Origin of the sequence: Rhodococcus sp. ARC_M12 (assembly GCF_022810385.1) — a bacterium.
Lineage (GTDB): Bacteria > Actinomycetota > Actinomycetes > Mycobacteriales > Mycobacteriaceae > Rhodococcoides > Rhodococcoides navarretei.
On the sequence record NZ_JALGQI010000006.1, the window covers coordinates 76,468 to 95,473 of the forward strand.

Annotated in this window: 25 protein-coding genes; 13 read left to right on the forward strand and 12 right to left on the reverse strand. The window is 63.0% G+C overall.

From position 1 onward, the window contains the following. Positions 1 to 136: 136 nt before the first annotated feature. From MTX35_RS09470 to MTX35_RS09480, 3 genes are read right to left on the reverse strand one after another with little or no spacing between them, the layout of a single operon-like run. Positions 137 to 3,259 carry an ATP-binding protein gene (locus MTX35_RS09470; RefSeq protein WP_243594730.1) on the reverse strand — a complete coding sequence of 1,041 codons (3,123 nt, stop codon included), beginning with the start codon at positions 3,257 to 3,259 and terminating at the stop codon, positions 137 to 139. A gap of 17 nt (positions 3,260 to 3,276) precedes the next feature. Next, positions 3,277 to 3,921, reverse strand: a complete 645-nt coding sequence (locus MTX35_RS09475; protein ID WP_243594731.1) for a hypothetical protein — start codon at positions 3,919 to 3,921, stop codon at positions 3,277 to 3,279. Next, positions 3,918 to 4,955, reverse strand: a complete 1,038-nt coding sequence (locus MTX35_RS09480; protein WP_243594732.1) for an endonuclease domain-containing protein — start codon at positions 4,953 to 4,955, stop codon at positions 3,918 to 3,920. Before MTX35_RS09480 ends, MTX35_RS09475 begins: the two co-directional genes overlap by 4 nt. A gap of 225 nt (positions 4,956 to 5,180) precedes the next feature. On the opposite strand from MTX35_RS09480, the gene rplN reads away from it, so the two are divergent. From rplN to MTX35_RS09500, 4 genes are read left to right on the forward strand one after another with little or no spacing between them, the layout of a single operon-like run. After that, positions 5,181 to 5,549: a 50S ribosomal protein L14 gene (gene rplN, locus MTX35_RS09485; RefSeq protein ID WP_032397538.1), complete on the forward strand. Its 369-nt coding sequence runs from the start codon at positions 5,181 to 5,183 to the stop codon at positions 5,547 to 5,549. Continuing rightward, positions 5,550 to 5,867, forward strand: a complete 318-nt coding sequence (rplX, locus tag MTX35_RS09490) for a 50S ribosomal protein L24 (protein WP_008718278.1) — start codon at positions 5,550 to 5,552, stop codon at positions 5,865 to 5,867. It begins immediately after the preceding gene. Between the two features lies 1 nt (position 5,868). Further along, a complete protein-coding gene (gene rplE / locus MTX35_RS09495; protein ID WP_008718275.1) occupies positions 5,869 to 6,441 on the forward strand; it encodes a 50S ribosomal protein L5 in 573 nt (190 codons plus the stop codon). Between the two features lie 4 nt (positions 6,442 to 6,445). Continuing rightward, the gene (locus MTX35_RS09500; protein ID WP_008718273.1) at positions 6,446 to 6,631 is read left to right on the forward strand and encodes a type Z 30S ribosomal protein S14; all 186 of its coding nucleotides are present in this window, start codon (positions 6,446 to 6,448) and stop codon (positions 6,629 to 6,631) included. A 91-nt stretch (positions 6,632 to 6,722) separates the two neighbouring features. Here the strand turns inward: MTX35_RS09500 and MTX35_RS09505 are convergent, their stop codons facing one another. The 9 genes from MTX35_RS09505 to MTX35_RS25990 all read right to left on the reverse strand — a co-directional run bounded on the left by MTX35_RS09505 (position 6,723) and on the right by MTX35_RS25990 (position 12,799). Continuing rightward, entirely contained in the window at positions 6,723 to 7,421 is a 699-nt protein-coding gene (locus MTX35_RS09505; RefSeq protein WP_243594733.1) for a hypothetical protein, read from the reverse strand. Between the two features lies 1 nt (position 7,422). After that, the gene (locus MTX35_RS09510) at positions 7,423 to 8,790 is read right to left on the reverse strand and encodes a glutamine synthetase family protein (RefSeq protein WP_243594734.1); all 1,368 of its coding nucleotides are present in this window, start codon (positions 8,788 to 8,790) and stop codon (positions 7,423 to 7,425) included. A gap of 346 nt (positions 8,791 to 9,136) precedes the next feature. Continuing rightward, on the reverse strand, positions 9,137 to 9,376 hold the full coding sequence (locus MTX35_RS09515; RefSeq protein ID WP_243594735.1) for a hypothetical protein: 240 nt from the start codon (positions 9,374 to 9,376) through the stop codon (positions 9,137 to 9,139). A 150-nt stretch (positions 9,377 to 9,526) separates the two neighbouring features. Further along, positions 9,527 to 9,706, reverse strand: coding sequence for a hypothetical protein (locus MTX35_RS09520; protein ID WP_243594736.1), 180 nt, complete (start codon positions 9,704 to 9,706; stop codon positions 9,527 to 9,529). A gap of 293 nt (positions 9,707 to 9,999) precedes the next feature. Then, a complete protein-coding gene (locus MTX35_RS09525) occupies positions 10,000 to 10,416 on the reverse strand; it encodes a hypothetical protein (protein ID WP_243594737.1) in 417 nt (138 codons plus the stop codon). 345 nt (positions 10,417 to 10,761) lie between these two features. Next, on the reverse strand, positions 10,762 to 10,965 hold the full coding sequence (locus MTX35_RS09530; RefSeq protein WP_243594738.1) for a hypothetical protein: 204 nt from the start codon (positions 10,963 to 10,965) through the stop codon (positions 10,762 to 10,764). Between the two features lie 42 nt (positions 10,966 to 11,007). Next, on the reverse strand, positions 11,008 to 12,207 hold the full coding sequence (locus MTX35_RS09535) for a colicin E3/pyocin S6 family cytotoxin (protein ID WP_243594739.1): 1,200 nt from the start codon (positions 12,205 to 12,207) through the stop codon (positions 11,008 to 11,010). Further along, positions 12,207 to 12,494: a WXG100 family type VII secretion target gene (locus MTX35_RS09540; RefSeq protein WP_243594740.1), complete on the reverse strand. Its 288-nt coding sequence runs from the start codon at positions 12,492 to 12,494 to the stop codon at positions 12,207 to 12,209. Before MTX35_RS09540 ends, MTX35_RS09535 begins: the two co-directional genes overlap by 1 nt. Further along, positions 12,494 to 12,799: a WXG100 family type VII secretion target gene (locus MTX35_RS25990; protein ID WP_243594741.1), complete on the reverse strand. Its 306-nt coding sequence runs from the start codon at positions 12,797 to 12,799 to the stop codon at positions 12,494 to 12,496. Before MTX35_RS25990 ends, MTX35_RS09540 begins: the two co-directional genes overlap by 1 nt. Before the next feature lie 505 nt (positions 12,800 to 13,304). Between MTX35_RS25990 and rpsH the strand changes: the two genes are divergently transcribed. From rpsH to map, 9 genes are all read left to right on the forward strand, one after another. Then, the gene (rpsH, locus tag MTX35_RS09550; protein ID WP_008718266.1) at positions 13,305 to 13,703 is read left to right on the forward strand and encodes a 30S ribosomal protein S8; all 399 of its coding nucleotides are present in this window, start codon (positions 13,305 to 13,307) and stop codon (positions 13,701 to 13,703) included. A gap of 14 nt (positions 13,704 to 13,717) precedes the next feature. Continuing rightward, a complete protein-coding gene (rplF, locus tag MTX35_RS09555; protein WP_243594742.1) occupies positions 13,718 to 14,257 on the forward strand; it encodes a 50S ribosomal protein L6 in 540 nt (179 codons plus the stop codon). A 1-nt stretch (position 14,258) separates the two neighbouring features. Continuing rightward, positions 14,259 to 14,675 (forward strand): 50S ribosomal protein L18, encoded by a 417-nt coding sequence (gene rplR, locus MTX35_RS09560; protein WP_032365631.1) that lies wholly within the window; start codon positions 14,259 to 14,261, stop codon positions 14,673 to 14,675. A gap of 34 nt (positions 14,676 to 14,709) precedes the next feature. Next, on the forward strand, positions 14,710 to 15,384 hold the full coding sequence (gene rpsE, locus MTX35_RS09565; protein WP_032365630.1) for a 30S ribosomal protein S5: 675 nt from the start codon (positions 14,710 to 14,712) through the stop codon (positions 15,382 to 15,384). Further along, on the forward strand, positions 15,384 to 15,563 hold the full coding sequence (rpmD, locus tag MTX35_RS09570) for a 50S ribosomal protein L30 (RefSeq protein WP_008718256.1): 180 nt from the start codon (positions 15,384 to 15,386) through the stop codon (positions 15,561 to 15,563). The genes rpsE and rpmD overlap by 1 nt, the downstream gene beginning before the upstream one ends. Before the next feature lie 2 nt (positions 15,564 to 15,565). Continuing rightward, positions 15,566 to 16,009: a 50S ribosomal protein L15 gene (gene rplO, locus MTX35_RS09575; RefSeq protein WP_032397532.1), complete on the forward strand. Its 444-nt coding sequence runs from the start codon at positions 15,566 to 15,568 to the stop codon at positions 16,007 to 16,009. A gap of 313 nt (positions 16,010 to 16,322) precedes the next feature. Then, positions 16,323 to 17,645, forward strand: coding sequence for a preprotein translocase subunit SecY (gene secY, locus MTX35_RS09580; RefSeq protein WP_243594743.1), 1,323 nt, complete (start codon positions 16,323 to 16,325; stop codon positions 17,643 to 17,645). Continuing rightward, positions 17,642 to 18,196, forward strand: a complete 555-nt coding sequence (locus tag MTX35_RS09585; RefSeq protein WP_243594744.1) for an adenylate kinase — start codon at positions 17,642 to 17,644, stop codon at positions 18,194 to 18,196. Before secY ends, MTX35_RS09585 begins: the two co-directional genes overlap by 4 nt. After that, complete coding sequence (map, locus tag MTX35_RS09590; protein ID WP_243594745.1) at positions 18,196 to 18,993, forward strand: type I methionyl aminopeptidase; 798 nt, start codon at positions 18,196 to 18,198, stop codon at positions 18,991 to 18,993. The genes MTX35_RS09585 and map overlap by 1 nt, the downstream gene beginning before the upstream one ends. Positions 18,994 to 19,006 lie beyond the last annotated feature (13 nt).

A 19,006-nucleotide genomic window follows, 5' to 3' on the forward strand; every position in this document is an offset into this window, starting at 1 on the left:
CTACTCCGACTGCCGATCAGGCTGCAGGCATCCACGATACGGGTGCAATCGGCACTCGGCGCACCGCAGTCCTGGTATCGGTGTGATGCGATGACCGAGAAGTTAGCGGCCGTCCAGCCCATCGATCGGGTGGTCGTCACAGCTGAGCCAACGCGATGACTTCTTCCTCGGTGGGCGGACTCTTCGGGTGGTAGGACAGGCACAGGGGAGTGGCGGTACGGCGGAACTCCGCGCCTTCGACCGCCGCGTAGAACTGACCGGCCGGCAGTCGCCCGACATCGGGAACCGAACCGCCCTTGACGCGCGCCATCTCCTTGGCTGCCTCGACCTGCGACGGACTGTTCAACAGGCCGTAGAACTGAGTCGACGCGTTGCCTGCGATGCGGTTGTGCAGGCCCTTCGGAGCCTGGGTCGCGAACACCAAACCGAGCCCGTACTTGCGTGCCTGCGACGCGAGGGCAAGGGTGCTGTGTGTCGCCGCGGTCGTCCTGTCCGAAGGCGCGAAGTTCTGCGCCTCGTCCATGACGAACAGTCCGCCCAGTGGCCGGTCACCTGCCGGGTTCTTCTTGATCCACGCGAACAGGCCCATCTGGAGTTGATTGACGAAACTCTGCTTCTGCTCATCGGTGGTCAGACCGGCCAGGTTGATCACCGACACCCTGGCCTTCTTGCCCTCGACAGGCGTCAGTAGAACAGCTGGATCGACAGGTGTACCGGCCCCGGCGAACATCGGATCGTTCGCGGCGGCGGCCTTGAGATTCTCGGCCAGTCCGGCAGCGATGCGAACGGCGTCGCGCATCTCGCTGACGTCCTCGGGGAACTCCTCCAGCAGGTCGATGAAGTCGGTGAGGTTCCCGCCGTGCGGCCGTCGACCGAACAGATCGAGTGCCGACTTCAGCACGGCCCGACCATGTTTGGCCTTCTGCGAGGTGCCGAGAACGCCGGCCGCCGGTTCGAGCGAAGCCAGTGCGGACTCGACGGAGGCCTCGAACTCGTCGGCGTCGCCGAGGACGCTGACAAAATCGGGAAGTGGCTGGAAGCTGAGCGGGCGACCGGCGGACTTACGCGGCGTCCAGACCACGACATCGGTGTCGCGCAGGTATGCCGTCGCTTTGGCTTCGTCTCCCGGCGGCCACGTTCGCTCGTCCTCCGGCCATGCAGTGCCGAGCCGAGCCAGGTCGTTGTTGACGTCGAGTACGATCGCCGAAACACCCTGCAGGGCACACTCTTCCACCAGGCGGCGGATCAGCACCGTCTTGCCGGAGCCGGAGCCGGCGAAGATCGCAGTGTGCTTACGCAACGCTTCGAGGGGAACGGCGACATCAGCGCCGGTGCTCAGTTCGGCACCTACCACGATGGACGGCCGACGCGCTGCGGCCGGTGCCGCAGCGGCGATCGGGGTCTCCGGTTCGATGAGGGCCGTGTCGTCGTCGACGACACTCACGGCAGGCAAGACCGTCCCGAACAATTCGACGTCGTGTGCCGGCTTGCGCGCGAGCAGCCAGGAGGTGAGTGCGGGCGAATTCTCGCTCAGCAGGATCGACAGTGCTGCCAACGCCCGACGGTCCTCGTCGCTCAACGGCACCACGACGCCTCCCGCGCGACGGAGGGCTGCAATGGTCTGCTCGGTCTTCGCTCCGTTGGGCCACGGGTCGTTCCTGATCAGAATCAGCCGCCGTTTGGGCATGTCGACCCGCAGGCCCGCCGTGGTCACCGCGCGCTCCACGCGGGCCAGCGCGGCCCGAGCGTTGCCGGACGTCACCGCGCGGAAGCACCAGTGCTCCTCGTCGTCGGTATCGGTGTCGACGGTGTGGCGGAGCCGGGCGTGCAGGGCAGGCTTGCCGCTCGGGGGCGGGTCCTGGGCCAGGCTGTCGTCGGACGACTGGTGTTCGTGAATCCACGCGGTCAGTCCCGCGGACAGCAGTGCGGGGACGATCGAGTCCTCGCTGTCAGGTCGCAGGGCAACGGAGACGTCCACCTGTTCGCGAAGTTGCCGGTAGCGATCGTCGAGGGTGTCGAGTTCGTTGACCCGCGCGGTGGGAAGTTCCGGCGCATCGGCCGGGCCGGACCGGTCGGTGAAGCTCGTCAGCTCCGACGCGACGCCGGTGTCGAGGCAGTGCCGGATGTGGCGATCGACGGCAATGAGCAGTTGGCGCGGCGTGAAGTCCGGGGCTTGCTCGAACGCGTCGGGTGCCACCGGCCACGTCGGGTGCGGCGGAGTGAATCCGGCTTCGAGGAAGCACGCCGCGAGGCGTCGCCCGAGTAGCAGACGGCCGATGTCAGACGAAGGAATCGGCTTGAGCGTCTGGGTGACTCGGAAACGGTCTCGCATGGGAGCGACTCCGCGTGCGGCGATCAGTTCCCATGCACTCGACAGAGCCGACAGTACCGAGGCGGTGCGGGGGAGTGTCTCGCGTAGGGACATCAACCCGTGCGCCAGCTGCTCGACGACCTTGTCTTCTTGTGCGTCGGCGAACTCCTGGTCCGATCCAGTGCGTGACTGCGCCACCAGCGTGTCGATCTGGTCGATGGCAAGAATCGTCGGGCCGGTGATGGCGAGCAGGCGAGAGATGTTCTCGGCAATGCCCTGGTGGCCCAGCTCGGCCCGGCGAATGCCCCAGGCGGAGAACTCCTCGGGGTCGACATCGTCGATCGACTGCAGGTAGGCGTCGCCCAGATCCTGAACGGCCGAATCCGGGGCGACGGACAACACCAGCGCGCGCAGCGTGTGCTGCGACGTGCGGCGGTGCCGGGGATGAACCTTGTACACCGCAGTGACGAAAGCGTCGAGGGTCTCGGCGTCGATCATGTTCTCGCCCATGATCTTCGAGCGCTGATCGTCGGAGATCTCGCCGATCTCGCACAGGCGTCGGAGCAGTAGACCGAGCTGGCTGTCGGAGCCGCGGCCCGACGGGCGCATCAGGTCGTCGAGCATCCCCATCAGCGTCGAGCGCCAGAAACCGGCGGCGTCGAGGAGTCTGATCAGAAAGAAGTACCCGCCCTCGAGCTGTACTTCCTCACGTACCTGGCCGAGCAGGTGTGTCTTGCCCGAACCTGCCGGGCCGCGCACGACGACTCCGAGTGGGCTGGCGTCGTCGGAGGCCTCCGCGTCGGCGTAGGCATTCATCACCTCGACGAACACGCGCTCGTGCATCCCCGGTACGTGCACGTTGGACTGTGAACGCCATACGTCGTCGGGTGTCGGTGCCCAGCTCAACCGCACCGATTCGAGAGCTCGGATCTGCTCGTTGTCCGTCATCGTCGAGTCAATACCCATCATGGTTCGATCGAGAGAAGGTGGTTCTGCTGATTGCCGACGACGACGGCCGCGGCGCGTTCCTCGTCGGTCAGCGTCTTCTGATTCTCCTCGGGAATCAGCGCGACGTCTGCGGCGCGGCGCAGGCGCGCCAGGGCGTCGTCCAGATCCGTTCTCGGTATGTCACGCAACTCGTTTCGGAGCCTGGAGAGTCGGACGGTGCTGCCGGGTTCGTGCGCGAGCCGCGCGTAGGCCGCACGAATCGAGGCCTCGATGTCGACGGCCTTGTCGGTCTCGTCGACGGGAGCCGGCTCGTCCCCGCGGGGTGAGAACACCTCTGCTGGGCGACTGTCGGTGCGATCGAGCCATCGACGCAGACCTGCCAGCACGGTGAACATCGCCTTACCGGCTCCGGTCGATCGAGCCGGTGGTTCACCGCCGATGAGTTCGCCGCAGGTGCGCCATCCCTTGTCGGTGAGTTCGAGCGTCATCGGGCGTACCGAGGAATTCACCTCGATCAGACCGGCGTTCTTCAGCTTGTCGCGAGACGGCTTCGCCAATTCGGGGCCCATCGTCTTGAGTTCGGAATTCTTGACCGGACTCGACTCGGCCATCAAGACCAGCAGCACTGCTGCTTCGGTCCCGTTCAGGTCTTCGGTACTCATCGAGGATCCCCCTTCGATCGTCTTCTCGATACTGCCTCGCGGATGGTAGCTACCGCACGGTGCGGGTCGTCGATCACCTGAGCGTTGGTGAAGCGCAACACCAGGTAGCCATGTGTCTGCAGCTGGTTGTCGCGGACGCGGTCCTCGGCGAAACGGTCGGCGGCGCGGTGTTCGTTGCCGTCGATTTCCACGACGATTCTCTCGGTGCGCCACAGTACGTCGACCGTGAACGGTCGTGTCAGCTCACCGAGTCTGATGGTGCGGTTGTGTTCGCGGCCGGCGGCCCATTCGTGGAGGTCGAGCGCCCGGTACAGACGCTTCTCGGGTTCGCTGGCCGGGTGTGGTTGTCCCGCGATGGGCGGGTAGCTCACGGGGCGGAAGCGATCGAGGACGGTGCTGACGCCGGCCGGCACCGCGGGTGCGCGCACCGACACGGACGGAAATCTGTCCGTTCCCGACGCCCCACCGCCGGTCACCCACACCGCTGTCCTCGCGTGGCTGCACAACCATTCCGCCGCAGTCCCGATGACGTCGCCATCCGGTCCCGAGGGCACCACCAACACGAGAGCGGTGGAGCGTCGCTGCTGAGCGGAGGCAAGGATCCGAGCCGACCCCGCTGCTCGGGTCTCGACGGTGAAGGCGTTTCGACGCGGCCGAATCCCCGCGACCGCGGACTCCGCGAGATCTGCGACGTACGGACCGAAGTGCGGGCTATCGGCGGCGAGCCGCACCGCGGTGACGCGTGCCGCGCGCCGATCCAACGTCGACGAGCCTTCGTGGTGGGCGAACTCCCCGAGCCAGAGCGGAACCGCGTCGACAGCCGCGTTCTCCAGTCCGGTGACGACCGCATCCACGAGATCGACAGCGCGATTCGCCGTCGCGGGATCGACCGCGAAGAACACGATCGAGGGCGCGCCCGACGGCAGAGGGTTCACGGCGTCGGCAAGTTCGTGCTCGGTGGCACCGCGTAGTCGGACGACCCGATCCAGCGGCAGAGACGACCACCAGCCCGCGGCGGCATCGTTCGCGGTCACAGCTGCACCACGCCCACCCTGACTCGCCCCATGACCGAACCGTACCGACAGGCTCCGACAAGCGGATGGCTACGACGAGGATTTGGATCCTGCCAGAGTGTTCCCCTACACTTGACCGGTTGCCTGTGGCAGCGGTGTGTCTTCGTGCGCCCGTGCCAGGCAGCCGACCGCGCGTGTCGGGACGGAAATCCGGCACGTACGTACATCCAGGTCAAGGAGAAGTGAGTGATTCAGCAGGAGTCGCGAGTACGCGTCGCTGATAACACGGGCGCGAAGGAAATCCTTTGCATCCGCGTTCTCGGTGGTTCGTCACGTCGCTACGCCGGAATCGGCGACATCATCGTAGCCACGGTGAAGGACGCCATTCCCGGCGGAAACATCAAGAAGGGTGAGGTCGTCAAGGCCGTCATCGTCCGCACCATCAAGGAGCGTCGCCGTCCGGATGGCTCGTACATCCGTTTCGACGAGAACGCTGCGGTGCTGATCAAGCCGGACAACGATCCCCGTGGAACTCGTATCTTCGGCCCGGTCGGCCGTGAGCTGCGTGAGAAGAAGTTCATGAAGATCGTCTCGCTCGCCCCGGAGGTGCTGTAAATGAAGGTGCACAAGGGCGACACCGTTCTCGTGATCGCAGGCAAGGACAAGGGTGCCAAGGGCAAGGTCATTCAGGCCTACCCCGCTGACTCCAAGGTTCTGGTCGAGGGTGTGAACCGCATCAAGAAGCACACCGCGGTCTCCGCCAACCAGCGCGGCGCATCCTCGGGCGGCATCGTCACCCAGGAAGCTCCGATCCACGTTTCGAACGTCGCAGTGGTCGACTCGGACGGAAACCCCACTCGCGTGGGCTACCGGACCGACGAAGAATCCGGCAAGCGCGTTCGTGTTTCCCGGAAGAACGGGAAGGACATCTGAGATGACTACCACCGAAAACATCGCGGGCGAACAGCCCCGCCTCAAGGCGCGCTACCGCGCCGAGATCAAAGACGCCCTGAACACCGAATTTGCATACGAGAACGTCATGCAGATCCCCGGCATCGTCAAGGTCGTCGTCAACATGGGTGTCGGCGACGCCGCCCGTGACGCCAAGCTGATCAACGGTGCAGTTGCCGACCTCGCTGCCATCACCGGCCAGAAGCCGGAGATCCGCAAGGCACGCAAGTCCATCGCACAGTTCAAGCTGCGCGAAGGAATGCCCATCGGCGCACGCGTCACCCTCCGTGGCGACCGCATGTGGGAGTTCCTCGACCGTCTGGTCTCCATTGCCCTTCCCCGAATCAGGGACTTCCGCGGCCTCTCGGGCACGCAGTTCGACGGCAACGGAAACTACACGTTCGGCCTCAACGAGCAGTCGATGTTCCACGAGATCGACGTGGACAAGATCGACCGTCCGCGCGGCATGGACATCACCGTAGTAACCACTGCAACCAACAACGAAGAAGGCCGCGCGCTGCTCAAGCACCTCGGCTTCCCGTTCAAGGAGAACTGAGTCCATGGCGAAGAAGGCATTGGTCAACAAGGCCAACAAGAAGCCGAAGTTCGCGGTGCGTGCATACACTCGCTGCAACCGCTGCGGCCGTCCCCATTCCGTGTTCCGCAAGTTCGGCCTCTGCCGTATCTGCGTGCGCGAGATGGCACACGCCGGAGAGCTTCCCGGAGTTCGCAAGAGCTCCTGGTGACCTGAAGCCTCCGGGCTTCACCACACCACGCTGATGGGCGTGGGTTCCGACAGGAACCCTCGCCCATTTTGCGTTGCTCAGGTCCTGACTTTCACACCGACCACACGTCGTGTCGTAGATCCAGAGAGCGGACCAGATCCACCGCCGCATGATGATGCTGGCTGTCGACGACCAGCAGCAGGCCACGCTCGGACATCGCCGACGCGAGGGCATCGGTGGAGACGGTTCTACATCCAGGCGGCATGTCCGGGTCTCCGAGTTCCCGGTAGGTGTCAGCAATCGCCACTTCGTCCTCGACTGGATCGAATCCCCAGACGGTCACGAAATGTCCTACGTTCCAGTCGAATTCGGTCAACTCTGCAGTATGCACATTCGCCAACGATCCGAAGCGGAAAGGCCCGTCGGCAAGACGGTCGAGTAACAGACGCAATCTCTCGACGGAGGGCCCCACGATGGGAACCACGGCGACGCGGTGATCGGTCGCTTTCTCGATGCCCTCCGTGAGACCTGCTGCCGTGGTCCCGGCTGCGTCGATCGATGCAGCTCTCGGCAGTAGATCCCACCCGTCGGTGATTCGGGGGGTTCCGGGAGGACGGGCCGAGTCGATTGCACCCGGCCAGATCGCGGACCTCGACGCGACCGCGAGTGCCGTCACGCCCGGTGCGTCGTCGCCCATGACGGCCGTCAGCGCCACCGATGCCGAGAACGGTCCGCAGAGTTGATCCGGTTGTGGCAGAGCATGATCGAGGGCCGAGACTATTGTGGTTGCCCCGACGAACCGTCGCAACATGTCAGTAGATCCAGCGCAGCGATTCGAGCAGTTCGTCCTCGGTATGGCCCTCCGCCCACGCGGCGTCGGCGTCCCGGCAGGCAACGAATGCGCCCAGAAGTTCTTCGCCCAACACGTCTCGGACCAGAGCTGACGACAGTAGGTTGTCGCGCTGCTGCGCGTGGGTCGTTGCGAGAGGCGAGATCCCCGCGGCCTCGCGACGAGCATCGTCCCAACCTCCCACGTCCTCCTGCACCGGTGACGGCAACTGCGCCGAATCCGCCACTCCCGACAGGCCGGCCGCGATCGTGACGGCCAGCGCCAGATACGGATTGGCGGACGCGTCGCATGCCTTCAACTCGACGTTGGTGTGCTCCGGGCCGAGAAGGGGAGTGGCCGGTACGAGTCGCACTGCAGCCTCACGGTTTTCGACGCCCCAGAACCCGAAGGCACCTGCCCAGTAGCCCGGTCGACGACGCAGCAGCGACCCCGAACTCGGTGCCGTGATGGCAGTGAGTCCCGGGAGTTCTCGAACGAGGCCCGCGATGTACGCCCGCCCGGTGTCGGACAGTCCGTACTCTCCATCGCCGGTCAGAGCGTTGTGACCGTCGCGAACCAGTGATGTGTGTAGGTGCCATCCGTTACCCGCACTGCTCGACGAGGGCAGGGGAGCGAAGATTGCCCTCAGGCCCTGGGCTTTGGCCGCTGAGTGGATGGTCTGCCGCGCGAGTACCTGCGCGTCGGCCGCAGCAAGTGGATCGAGTGGACTCAGTGCGATCTCCAGCTGGGAGCCGCCGTACTCGGCATGAATCTGCCCGATGTCGAGGCCATTCGCAGACAGCGCCTCGAGCAGCAGTACTACGAATTGATCGACATCGCGGAGTGCGTTCGCCGAGTAGGCAGGTCCGCGATGAGCGGACAGTCCGTCCGACTCGCGAGTCAGGGCGAACTCGATCTCGAATCCGGCCCGTACCTCGAAACCGGCATCGGACGCCTTCTGCACCTGCCGCTCGAGAACTGAGCGCTGATCGTAGGGCCACGGTGTGCCGTCCGCCGACAGCTGTCGTCCATGTGCCCACGCCAGCCCCGGCTGTCCGGACAGGGCGACCACGCTCGACGCGCTCTCGATCACCGGAATCAACCGCACATCGCCGGACGGCGTCGACAGTCCTTCGTGCGCGAAAGTGATCCCGTCGTGCGAATCGAACACCGCGAAGACTGCGGTAACTCCTACTCCACGCCGTGCGGCGGCGGTCAGTTCTGCCGTGGGTACGGTGCGCGATCGGACAATGCCGTTGTTGTCGACCCAGCCGATGGTCACCCCCGCGATGTTGCGGTCGCGGAGAGTGTGGGTGAGGTGGTCGATGTCGACTGCCTTCGAGTCCGTCATGGTCCGACGTTAGCGAAGAAGTGGGAGTTCGGGTGTCCAACTGGGTCTGCGGATTGCGGAATGGCTTGGCTACGCGGGAACTGAGCCGTTGCGTGTGCTCGACCGTGTCTGCGGTTGAGTCCAGGGCGGCTTCGACGCGGCGATGAATCTTTCGTACGACATTGAAACGGGGTTGAAGCGTGCCCGAGGCCTGCATCCGAACCTCCGGACCGTGTCAGGGCGCGTTGTGATGTCAGGTGCCGAGCGACAGTTTCTGGTTGTCGACAGTCATGTTCCCGAGCACGTGGATTTCGGGCCTGTTTGCAGTCGCGTTACAGCTGGCCTCCAGGTGCCAGACTGCCCTTCCTCAGTCGGTGAACAGGCCGATGAAGTACACATTATCGGAGCTGATCCTGAGGTCGCCCTCGATGTACCGCGCGAACTTCGGCACGTCGGCCAATGCGACTGGATATGGTCCCATTTCCAAGGGAAGGTCATCTTCATCGACGTCGATCAGCTCTCTGATTCCGTCTCCTGTAATAGCGACCAGGCGATAGCTGTTTGCGATCGAATCGGTTCGTTTATCATAAGATTCCAAATACCACATACCATCTCTCTAGTTCCGAATCGATCTGGTCGGCCTCGGTCCCTCTTCGAACCGCATGTCTTCCGGCTGTGGCCGTGGAGTGTGACATCTATTTCGGTTCAGCGCGAAATGAAACTTCGTACGAATGTCCTTGGTACTCCCTACGATGGGCTATTCAGCAAGGAATGAGACCCAATACTCGCAATCGGGGTCCGCCTTGATGGGAGTCCGAGCGTTTTGCGCGAACTCGCCAACGAGATCGAGCGGAACATCTTTGGAGCGAACTGCAACCGGCATGTCGAAGTGATTGTCGTCGATACCTAATATTCTCTTCACGATGTCGACAGTCATATCGTAAAGCAGATGGATCTCGGTCCGCTCGTCGGTCGCGTTAGTGAACGCTTCTAGGTGCCACATACCGAAATCTCGCTTTCAAATTGACCCGTACCGAATTGGATTTGTCAGCTGTAAATCTCTACAGCGTTGTGAAGAACGCATGCTCTTTCAGATGTTGAGCAGAAGCATAACCGGGCATCCGCTCCTTCCGTTACTGCACGATTTTGCCTTGCGGAAGGTGATGTAATATTTCGTAAATTTCCGCTTGGGCGGAGCCTGCACCCGCACTGGGGTCGAGGCAAACCAAATTATTCGGGTTCGGCGAGAAACGAGACTTCGTACAAATGTCCTTCCTTTGCCTCGAACGGTACTTGCATGTATTGAGCAAAGGCGCGCACTTTCTCCGCCGGTACGTCGTTCTGACCGACCGCAACGGGCAGGTCGAAGTCGCTGTCATCGATCTGCAGGGTATTTTTGACAATCTCGACGGTCATGTCGCGCAGTAGATGCATCTCTGTCTGCAGTTCGGTTGCATCATCGAATTCTTGCAGGTACCACATTGTCTTTTCCTCGAGTTGATCTGCGAAAAGGCCTACGAAGTAGGTGCAGCTGAGGTCGATCAACAGCTCACCATCAATGTATCTGGCAAATTTCGGTAATTCCGCGGGCGCAACCTCGTGCTTTGCGGCTTCAGTCGGTTTGCTTTCTTCTTTTGCTTCGATCAACTCTTGTATAGTCGTGCTGGTTGTACCCCGAATCGGGGTAGCATTCGGAAAGGGATTCAGATTCGTTCTCCTACGCGTCTAAGTACCGCATTGTCATCCCCCCTGGTTTTCGACGGGGCGCTGGCATTTGGCATGTTCCCGGTGGCTGGAAGGAACTCGTCGGGGTGGAGCCAGTTCCACGCATATATTCGCAGCCCCCATGTTGGTCAGTGTATGAGAATAGATTCTCTTTGCGTCAGTCCAATGTTGTCTATTGTCGAGAGGGCGTTCATCGCTCGGGCAGAGTTTCATTTGGATTTTTACGAAACCGAGGTCCATGCTGCATGGAATTTCATTCGGTGATGGTCAGTCCGAAGAATAGCCAACTTCGTATTCGCAGTTCTCATCCACCGTAAAGGGTTCGTCCATGTAAGCTGCAAAATCTGATGCCTTGGACAGTGGAACATCGTGCTGACGAATCGCAATGGGAAGTTCGTGCTCGTCGTCTGTTGTGTCGAGAATTTTCTCGACTATGTCAGCTGACATGTTGTGGAGGGGGTAATCGGCCACAAGGAGGTGGGTAGTCTTGTCGAATTTCTCTAGGCGCCACATTTATTTTCCTGGCTTTCGGCTGGGTTCTGCAGGTTTGGTCTGGGCTCCGGTGTTGGGGTCGTATTCCCCCAGGTGTTTACCGCTCTTGCTGTACTTTTCGACGGCTCCGTGCTGGTAGTCCCACTCGTAGATATTTCCTTTGTCATCTACCCACCGCTTTCGCCCATTCATGGTCTTTTCGCGTATCGCTTTCGGAAAGCCGGCAAGGTTTCGAGGTGGGGGGTTGTAGTGCCAATTTCCTCCACCAGTGTCTGCGTTGAAGGTCGTCGGACTTGCTTGTAGGAGCGGTTGCACATCCAATGCAATTCCAATGGCCGCCGCCCCGGTTGCCACGGTGACACCGACGGCAATTGCCGACGCCGCTTCCACTCCGGTGAGGACGGCGATGACACTTCCGGCGATGACGCTGCCCGTCGCGCCGGTAACCGCGACCGTTCCCACGCCGAGTGTGAAGAAGCCGGCAACTGCACCGGCGATCGTGCCGGCCACGATGGCCGTCCCCACGATATCGATGACGCTTTGGTGAGCGTCCTGAATGGTCGAGGCCCATTCGCCGCAAGCTCTCGCGAGAGTCTCGAATTGTTCGGCGACGTTGTGCGCAGCGAGGTGGACGCCGTCCATCTGGGCGAGGACCTGCGGCAATTCGTCGGAAGAAAGGTCCTCGATGTCGGTCCATGCCGAGTTCGTGGCGTCGCTCGCTCGGCGTAGCTCCTCGGCGGCGGTGCGCCACGCGCTGCCGAGACCCCGCAACTTCTCCGGATCACCGTTGGGCCACATGTGGCCCTGTAGCCATCGCGTGATCAGGCCCCACCCCATCGGAGCGTCGGTGTCGCCGCCGTAGGAACCGTTGAAGCGCGGTGTATCCGTATGAGGAAGTTGTGGGGGAGTGGGTAGCGGTGGGGGCGGCGGAACGGTGTTCGCATTCTCCGCGTTGGCGTGATTGACGCCGGTTGCCGCCAGCAGATCATGAAGTTTGCCGAACGCATTCGTGATGTCGGTTGCTGCGGAAACTGCGTCGAATGCTGCGGAATCGTAACTGTCGGCCCAAGACTTTCCGGCGTTGTCGGTGCCTGCGCAGCCCCAGTTGCGGTCGAGTTCCGCGGCGAGTTCCGCTATCGCGACGCTCGATATGGTCTTGGCGCTGCCGTACTGGGAAGCCGCATCGGCAAGGATGTCCGGGTCGACGCTGATCGGGGCCATCAGGGCCACATTCGCTTGTTGTGGTCCACGGCTGCGCGGTAGCGGTCATGGGCGCGTCGTGCCAGCGTGCCGAGTTGGGCGAGCGCGGTTCGCATATCGTTCAGTTCCTGCTGGAGTAGCTCGTGCTTCGAGCGGTGCGCCTCGGCCGCTTCGCCCTCCCACTCGACGCCGAGATCGTTCACCTCGCGCTCGACATCGGCGATGGCGGATTCGATCGTGGCTCCAACTGCGTGCGCGCGATCGACGAGAGTGAGAATCCGCTCGACGTCGGCGACATAGCGTGCCATCAACGGTCCAACCGCAGGCCGGGATCCATCGCGTGCGCGTCGATCTTCTTGTCCGCTGCGGCGTAGTCGATTGCAACGCGATCGAGCAGCGCAGCGTCCTCGGTCCGCGCGCCACACATCTTCCGAGCCGAATCGACCCGTTCCGCCCACAGAACTGCATGGGAATCGGCCGCGTTGCCCGTCCAGGAGGACTCCATCAACTCGTCGGCGTCACGGCGGATGAGGTCGATGTCGTCCCACAGCGCATCGGCGAGACCGGACATTCGGGCTGCGGCTCGACGTATGCGGTCCGGATCGGCTCTCACAGCGTCGTCCGGAACGGACCCGGCCACGTTCGGACGCCGACCGTTTCGAAAAGACCACTTGAATGCATCGAACCCCCCGGAGCGATGGAATGATGTCGGAAGGCTACTGCACCGAACCGACGAACGCGGTCGTGTTTGCCGCCTCTCACCGGCGGGGTGCCCCATGAGCTCTACCACGGCCGATTTTGAGAATGCCACCCGGTTCCCTACACTAGAGCGGTTGCCCGGGCTTCGTCGTGCCTGCACGCGAGTCCTTGCAATACAGAACGCAACCTCGAGTTCTCCGTACGTCAGCATCGAAATGCGGAAGCTCGTAACCCTGGCAGTGCAGCGATGCACTGCTTGGAGCGCAACCCCTGACCGGCAACAGTCGGTCAGGACATGTTCACTTCGTTGTAGGCCCACGATGTGACGAGCCAGGCCCGCCGGGTTTTCGAGAATCCAGGGGCACCAGCTCGCGCGTGCTGCATGGGAACCGCTGCGAGAAAGGTGCACAGGTCACACCATGACGATGACCGATCCAATTGCAGACTTCTTGACCCGTCTGCGCAACGCCAATTCGGCGTACCACGACGAGGTGAAGCTTCCCCACTCGAAGCTCAAGGCGAACATCGCCGAGATCCTCAAGCGCGAGGGCTACATCTCCGACTACCGCACGGAAGACGCCGAGGTGGGCAAGACCCTCATCGTCGATCTGAAGTACGGCCCGAGCCGTGAGCGCAGCCTCGCCGGCGTGCGACGCGTCTCCAAGCCCGGTCTTCGGGTGTACGCAAAATCCACCAATCTGCCCAAGGTTCTCGGCGGCCTGGGCGTGGCGATCATCTCCACGTCCACCGGTCTGCTCACGGAGCGTCAGGCGGCCAAGCAGGGTGTGGGCGGAGAAGTCCTCGCCTACGTCTGGTAGGGGAGGCCACCACCATGTCACGTATTGGAAAATTGCCGGTCCCAGTCCCCGCTGGCGTCGATATCACCATCGACGGCCAGAACGTTGCGGTCAAGGGCCCCAAGGGTGCCCTGAGCCTGACGGTCGCCGAACCCATTCAGATCGCTCGCGCCGATGACGGCACCATCTCCGTCACGCGGCCCGACGACGAGCGCAAGAGCCGCTCGCTGCATGGCCTCTCACGCACTCTCGTCTCGAACCTCATCACGGGTGTCACCAACGGTTACACCACGAAGATGGAGATTCACGGCGTCGGTTACCGCGTGGTACTCAAGGGCAATGACCTCGAGTTCGCACTCGGTTACAGCCATCCCGTGCTGATCGAAGCACCCGAGGGCATCACGTTCACGGTCGAGTCGCCCACGCGATTCACCGTTGTCGGCATCGACAAGCAGAAGGTCGGTCAGATCTCTGCCAACATTCGTCGTCTGCGGCGTCCGGACCCGTACAAGGGCAAGGGCATCCGCTACGAGGGTGAAGTGATCCGCCGCAAGGTCGGAAAGACAGGTAAGTGATATGAGCCAGCAAACAGCAGACAAGGCGAACGTCGTCAAGCGCACTCCGCGTGGCACCGACGTCTCGACGAAGCGTCGCCTGTCGAAGGCACGTCGTCACTTCCGCCTTCGCAAGAAGATCTCCGGAACGCCCGAGCGTCCTCGCTTGGTCGTCAACCGGTCCTCGCGTCACATCCACGTGCAGTTGATCGACGACCTCGCGGGCCACACGCTTGCAAGTGCATCGAGCATCGAAGCCGATGTGCGCGCACTCGAGGGCGACAAGAAGGCCGTCAGCGCGAAGGTCGGCGAGCTCATCGCCAGCCGCGCGAAGGCAGCCGGCGTCGAGGCAGTCGTGTTCGACCGCGGCGGCAACAACTACAGCGGCCGCATCGCGGCACTCGCAGACGCAGCCCGCGAAGGCGGGTTGACGTTCTGATGATGACAATGACTGACAACGGAAGGACAGCCTGATGCCGGGACGTCAACGGCGTGACGGCGGAAGCGGCCCCGCCGGACAGAACAGTGGCCCCAACGCAGGTGGCGACAACAACCAGCGCGGCGACAACCGCGGTGGTGGCGGTCGCGATCGTCGTGACAACGGCCGTGGCGGCAACGCTGCGGACAAGTCGAACTTCATCGAGAAGGTCGTCACGATCAACCGCGTCTCCAAGGTGGTCAAGGGTGGTCGACGCTTCAGCTTCACCGCCCTCGTCATCGTCGGTGACGGCAACGGACTGGTCGGCGTCGGCTACGGCAAGGCCAAGGAAGTTCCCGCGGCCATCCAGAAGGGTGTCGAGGAGGCTCGTAAGAGCTTCTTCCGCGTCCCGATGATCGCCGGCACCATCACCCACCCCATCCAGGGCGAAGCCGCTGCCGGCGTCGTCATGTTGCGTCCGGCCAGCGCCGGTACCGGCGTCATCGCCGGTGGTGCTGTTCGCGCAGTGCTGGAGTGCGCCGGTGTCCACGACGTGCTGTCGAAGTCGCTCGGTAGCGACAACGCCATCAACGTCGTGCACGCGACCGTCGCAGCCCTCAAGGGTCTGCAGCGTCCCGAGGAAGTTGCGGCTCGCCGCGGCCTCACCCTCGAAGAGGTTGCACCCGCCGGAATGCTGCGCGCACGCGCACAGGCAGGAGCGGTGAAGTAATGGCTCAGCTGAAGGTCACTCAGATCAAGAGCACCATCGGCCAGAAGGCGAACCAGCGTGACAGCCTGCGTACTCTCGGGCTCAAGGGCATCCGCCAGACGGTCGTCCGCGAGGACAACCCGCAGAACCGCGGACTGGTCAACACGGTGCGCCACCTCGTAACTGTTGAGGAGGTCTAACCATGACCATCAAACTGCACCACCTGCGCCCCGCAGCCGGATCCAAGTCGACGAAGATTCGTGTCGGCCGCGGTGAAGGTGGCAAGCGTGGCAAGACCGCAGGTCGCGGTACCAAGGGAACCGGCGCACGCAAGAACGTGCCGGCACGCTTCGAGGGTGGCCAGATGCCCCTCCACATGCGGCTCCCGAAGCTCAAGGGCTTCACCAACCGCAACCGTGTCGTGTTCCAGGTCGTGAACCTGCGCGACATCGAGCGTCTGTTCCCCGAGGGCGGTCAGATCGGAATCCCCGAGCTCATCGCCAAGGGTGCCGTTCGCAAGAACGAGCCCGTCAAGGTTCTCGGCGACGGAAACCTGACCGTGAAGGTCGAGATCTCGGCCAACAAGTTCACGGGCTCCGCCAAGGAAAAGATCGCCGCTGCCGGCGGTTCTGCAACCGAGGTATGAGCATCGGTTCGATGTGCTGACTAGCAGCGCATCGACCAGCAGTTCGTGACGATGGCCGCAGCCACAGCTCTCGCAGCTGAGCTGCGGCCATCGTTGCCTCGGCACCACGTGCCGTGGTCGACCGAACGGACAGGGTCCAACACTGACCGTCGGGCGGTTCGATACGCACTGTTAGAGTTCTAGAGTTCACAGAAGTTCGTTTCGATGCGGGCGACGCATGTCGCTTGCAGTCCATGCTCGTGAGGCTCACGGGAGCAGCAGTCGCTCCCGACGAAGCACTCGCAGCGTCAATGCAGTCGTGCCAGGAGGATCTTTGCTTTCCGCCTTCGTGTCGGCCCTCAGGACTCCTGACCTGAGACGGAAGATCCTCTTCACGCTCGGTCTGGTCGCCCTGTATCGCTTCGGTGCCACGCTGCCGTCGCCGGGTGTCGACTACGCCAATGTCCGAGCATGCATCGACCAGGTCTCCGGTGGCGATTCGGCGGGGATCTACTCGCTGATCAACCTGTTCTCCGGTGGAGCGCTCCTTCAGCTTTCGGTGTTCGCGATCGGCATCATGCCGTACATCACCGCCAGCATCATCGTGCAGCTGCTCACCGTCGTCATCCCGAAGTTCGAGGAACTCCGCAAGGAGGGGCAGTCGGGACAGGCCAAGATGACGCAGTACACGCGTTATCTGTCGATCGCGTTGGCCATCCTGCAGGCGACCGGCCTGGTGGCGCTCGCCTCACGAGGCCAACTGCTGCAAGGATGCCAGCAGGACATCATCGCCGACCAGAGCATCTTCGGCCTGGTCATCATCGTGCTCGTCATGACCGCAGGTGCAGCCGTCGTCATGTGGTTCGGTGAGGTCATCACCGAGCGCGGCGTCGGCAACGGCATGTCGCTACTGATCTTCGCCGGAATCGCCTCGCGTATCCCGTCCGAGGGCAACTCGATCCTCGAGAGCCGCGGCGGGCTCGTGTTCGGCTTCGTCTGTTTCGCAGCGTTCCTGATCATCAGCGGCGTGGTCTTCGTCGAGCAGGGGCAGCGTCGAATTCCCGTCCAGTACGCCAAGCGCATGGTCGGTCGAAAGATGTACGGCGGCTCGTCCACGTACCTTCCGCTCAAGGTCAATCAGGCCGGCGTCATCCCGGTGATCTTCGCGTCGTCGCTGCTGTACCTGCCGAACCTCATCGCCCAGCTCACGTCTGCGAGCACCGCGGTCGATCCGAGTTGGTGGCAGCGCATCATCAACGAGTACCTGGTGAACCCCGCGAACCCGGTCTACATCGCGATCTTCTTCGGTCTGATCGTCTTCTTCACGTACTTCTACGTGGCGATCACGTTCAACCCCGAAGAGCGCGCCGACGAAATGAAGAAGTTCGGTGGCTTCATCCCCGGCATCCGTCCGGGCAAGCCGACCGCCGACTACCTGAACTACGTCCTCAGTCGCATCACGTTGCCGGGAGCGGTCTACCTGGGCACCATTGCCGTGCTCCCGAACCTGTTCCTCGACATCGGTAGTTCGGGTGGAGGACAGAACCTCCCCTTCGGTGGCACCGCCGTGCTGATCATGGTCAGCGTCGGCCTGGACACCGTGAAGCAAATCGAAAGCCAGCTGATGCAGCGTAACTACGAAGGGTTCCTCAAGTGAGACTTGTTCTGCTCGGTCCCCCCGGTGCCGGCAAAGGCACCCAAGCCGTCCTCCTGTCCGAGAAGCTGGGCGTTCCGCACATCTCGACCGGCGACCTGTTTCGCGCGAACATCGGTGAGAAGACGGCGCTCGGACTCGAAGCGAAGAAGTACCTCGATGCCGGCGACCTGGTTCCCAGTGAGCTGACCATCGACATGGTCCGCAGTCGTCTCGCCGAGCCGGACGCCGTCAACGGCTTCCTGCTCGACGGCTTCCCCCGTTCGGTGGGTCAGGCCGAGGCACTGGTCGGCATCCTGGCGGATCTCGACGCGAAGCTCGACGCCGTACTGTCCTTCGTGGTCGACGAGGACGTCGTCGTCGAACGCATGCTCTCGCGCGGACGCGAGGACGACAAGGAAGACGTCATCCGGAACCGACTCAAGGTGTACCGGGACGAGACTGCTCCTCTGCTCGACTACTACGAGGGTCAACTCGTCACGGTCGACGCGATCGGTGAGGTGGACGAGGTCAACGCTCGCGCGCTGAAGTCCATCGAGGACCACGGCAAGTAATGGCGTTCGGCCGTAAACGCAAGGTCGTGCCGTTCCGCAGTGCCGGCGAACTCGACGCCATGGCTGCGGCCGGCGCGGTCGTCGGCGCTGCTTTGGTTGCCGTCCGGGCAGCGGCGGTACCCGGTGTGTCGACACTCGAGCTCGACCGAGTGGCCGAGGCGGTCATTCGTGACGCCGGTGCCGTGCCGTCGTTCCTCGGTTACCACGGCTTCACCGGCAGTATCTGCTCTTCGGTGAACGACCGTGTGGTGCACGGCATTCCGTCGGCGGACGAGCTCTTGGTCGCGGGCGATCTGGTGTCCATCGACTGTGGGGCGGTGCTCGACGGTTGGCACGGAGACTCTGCGTGGACGTTCGGTGTCGGCGACATCATCGAGGCCGATGCAATGCTGAGTGAGGCGACGAGGCTGTCGATGGAGGCCGGTATCGCCGCGATGCTTCCCGGCAACCGGCTGACCGACGTGTCACACGCCATCGAATCCGGAACCCACGCGGCCGAGCAGGCGCACGGCCGCACGTACGGAATCGTCGACGGGTACGGCGGTCATGGCATCGGCCGGGAAATGCACATGGAGCCTTTCCTCGCGAACGAAGGCGCGCCCGGCAAAGGACCGGAGCTGGTCGTCGGATCCACCCTCGCGATCGAGCCGATGCTGACCCTCGGTACCTACGACACCGACATCCTCGACGACGGGTGGACGGTCGTGACCACCGACGGGTCCAGGTCCGCGCATTGGGAACACACCGTTGCCGTCACCGAGGACGGGCCGCGGATCCTGACGCTACGACCCAGCTAGCGTCGTACGCGGC

Bases quoted from the DNA above. Each gene is read 5' to 3' on its own strand.
- rplF (WP_243594742.1), top strand. From the start codon at position 13,718: ATGTCACGTATTGGAAAATTGCCGGTCCCAGTCCCCGCTGGCGTCGAT.
- MTX35_RS09535 (WP_243594739.1), bottom strand. From the start codon at position 12,207: ATGGCCCCGATCAGCGTCGACCCGGACATCCTTGCCGATGCGGCTTCC.
- MTX35_RS09505 (WP_243594733.1), bottom strand. From the start codon at position 7,421: ATGTTGCGACGGTTCGTCGGGGCAACCACAATAGTCTCGGCCCTCGAT.
- map (WP_243594745.1), top strand. From the start codon at position 18,196: ATGGCGTTCGGCCGTAAACGCAAGGTCGTGCCGTTCCGCAGTGCCGGC.
- rplO (WP_032397532.1), top strand. From the start codon at position 15,566: ATGACCATCAAACTGCACCACCTGCGCCCCGCAGCCGGATCCAAGTCG.
- MTX35_RS09515 (WP_243594735.1), bottom strand. From the start codon at position 9,376: ATGTGGTATTTGGAATCTTATGATAAACGAACCGATTCGATCGCAAAC.
- rplR (WP_032365631.1), top strand. From the start codon at position 14,259: ATGAGCCAGCAAACAGCAGACAAGGCGAACGTCGTCAAGCGCACTCCG.
- MTX35_RS09540 (WP_243594740.1), bottom strand. From the start codon at position 12,494: ATGGCACGCTATGTCGCCGACGTCGAGCGGATTCTCACTCTCGTCGAT.
- rplX (WP_008718278.1), top strand. From the start codon at position 5,550: ATGAAGGTGCACAAGGGCGACACCGTTCTCGTGATCGCAGGCAAGGAC.
- rplE (WP_008718275.1), top strand. From the start codon at position 5,869: ATGACTACCACCGAAAACATCGCGGGCGAACAGCCCCGCCTCAAGGCG.
- rpsE (WP_032365630.1), top strand. From the start codon at position 14,710: ATGCCGGGACGTCAACGGCGTGACGGCGGAAGCGGCCCCGCCGGACAG.
- rpmD (WP_008718256.1), top strand. From the start codon at position 15,384: ATGGCTCAGCTGAAGGTCACTCAGATCAAGAGCACCATCGGCCAGAAG.
- MTX35_RS09510 (WP_243594734.1), bottom strand. From the start codon at position 8,790: ATGACGGACTCGAAGGCAGTCGACATCGACCACCTCACCCACACTCTC.
- MTX35_RS09520 (WP_243594736.1), bottom strand. From the start codon at position 9,706: ATGACTGTCGACATCGTGAAGAGAATATTAGGTATCGACGACAATCAC.
- MTX35_RS09500 (WP_008718273.1), top strand. From the start codon at position 6,446: ATGGCGAAGAAGGCATTGGTCAACAAGGCCAACAAGAAGCCGAAGTTC.
- rpsH (WP_008718266.1), top strand. From the start codon at position 13,305: ATGACGATGACCGATCCAATTGCAGACTTCTTGACCCGTCTGCGCAAC.
- MTX35_RS09475 (WP_243594731.1), bottom strand. From the start codon at position 3,921: ATGAGTACCGAAGACCTGAACGGGACCGAAGCAGCAGTGCTGCTGGTC.
- MTX35_RS09470 (WP_243594730.1), bottom strand. From the start codon at position 3,259: ATGACGGACAACGAGCAGATCCGAGCTCTCGAATCGGTGCGGTTGAGC.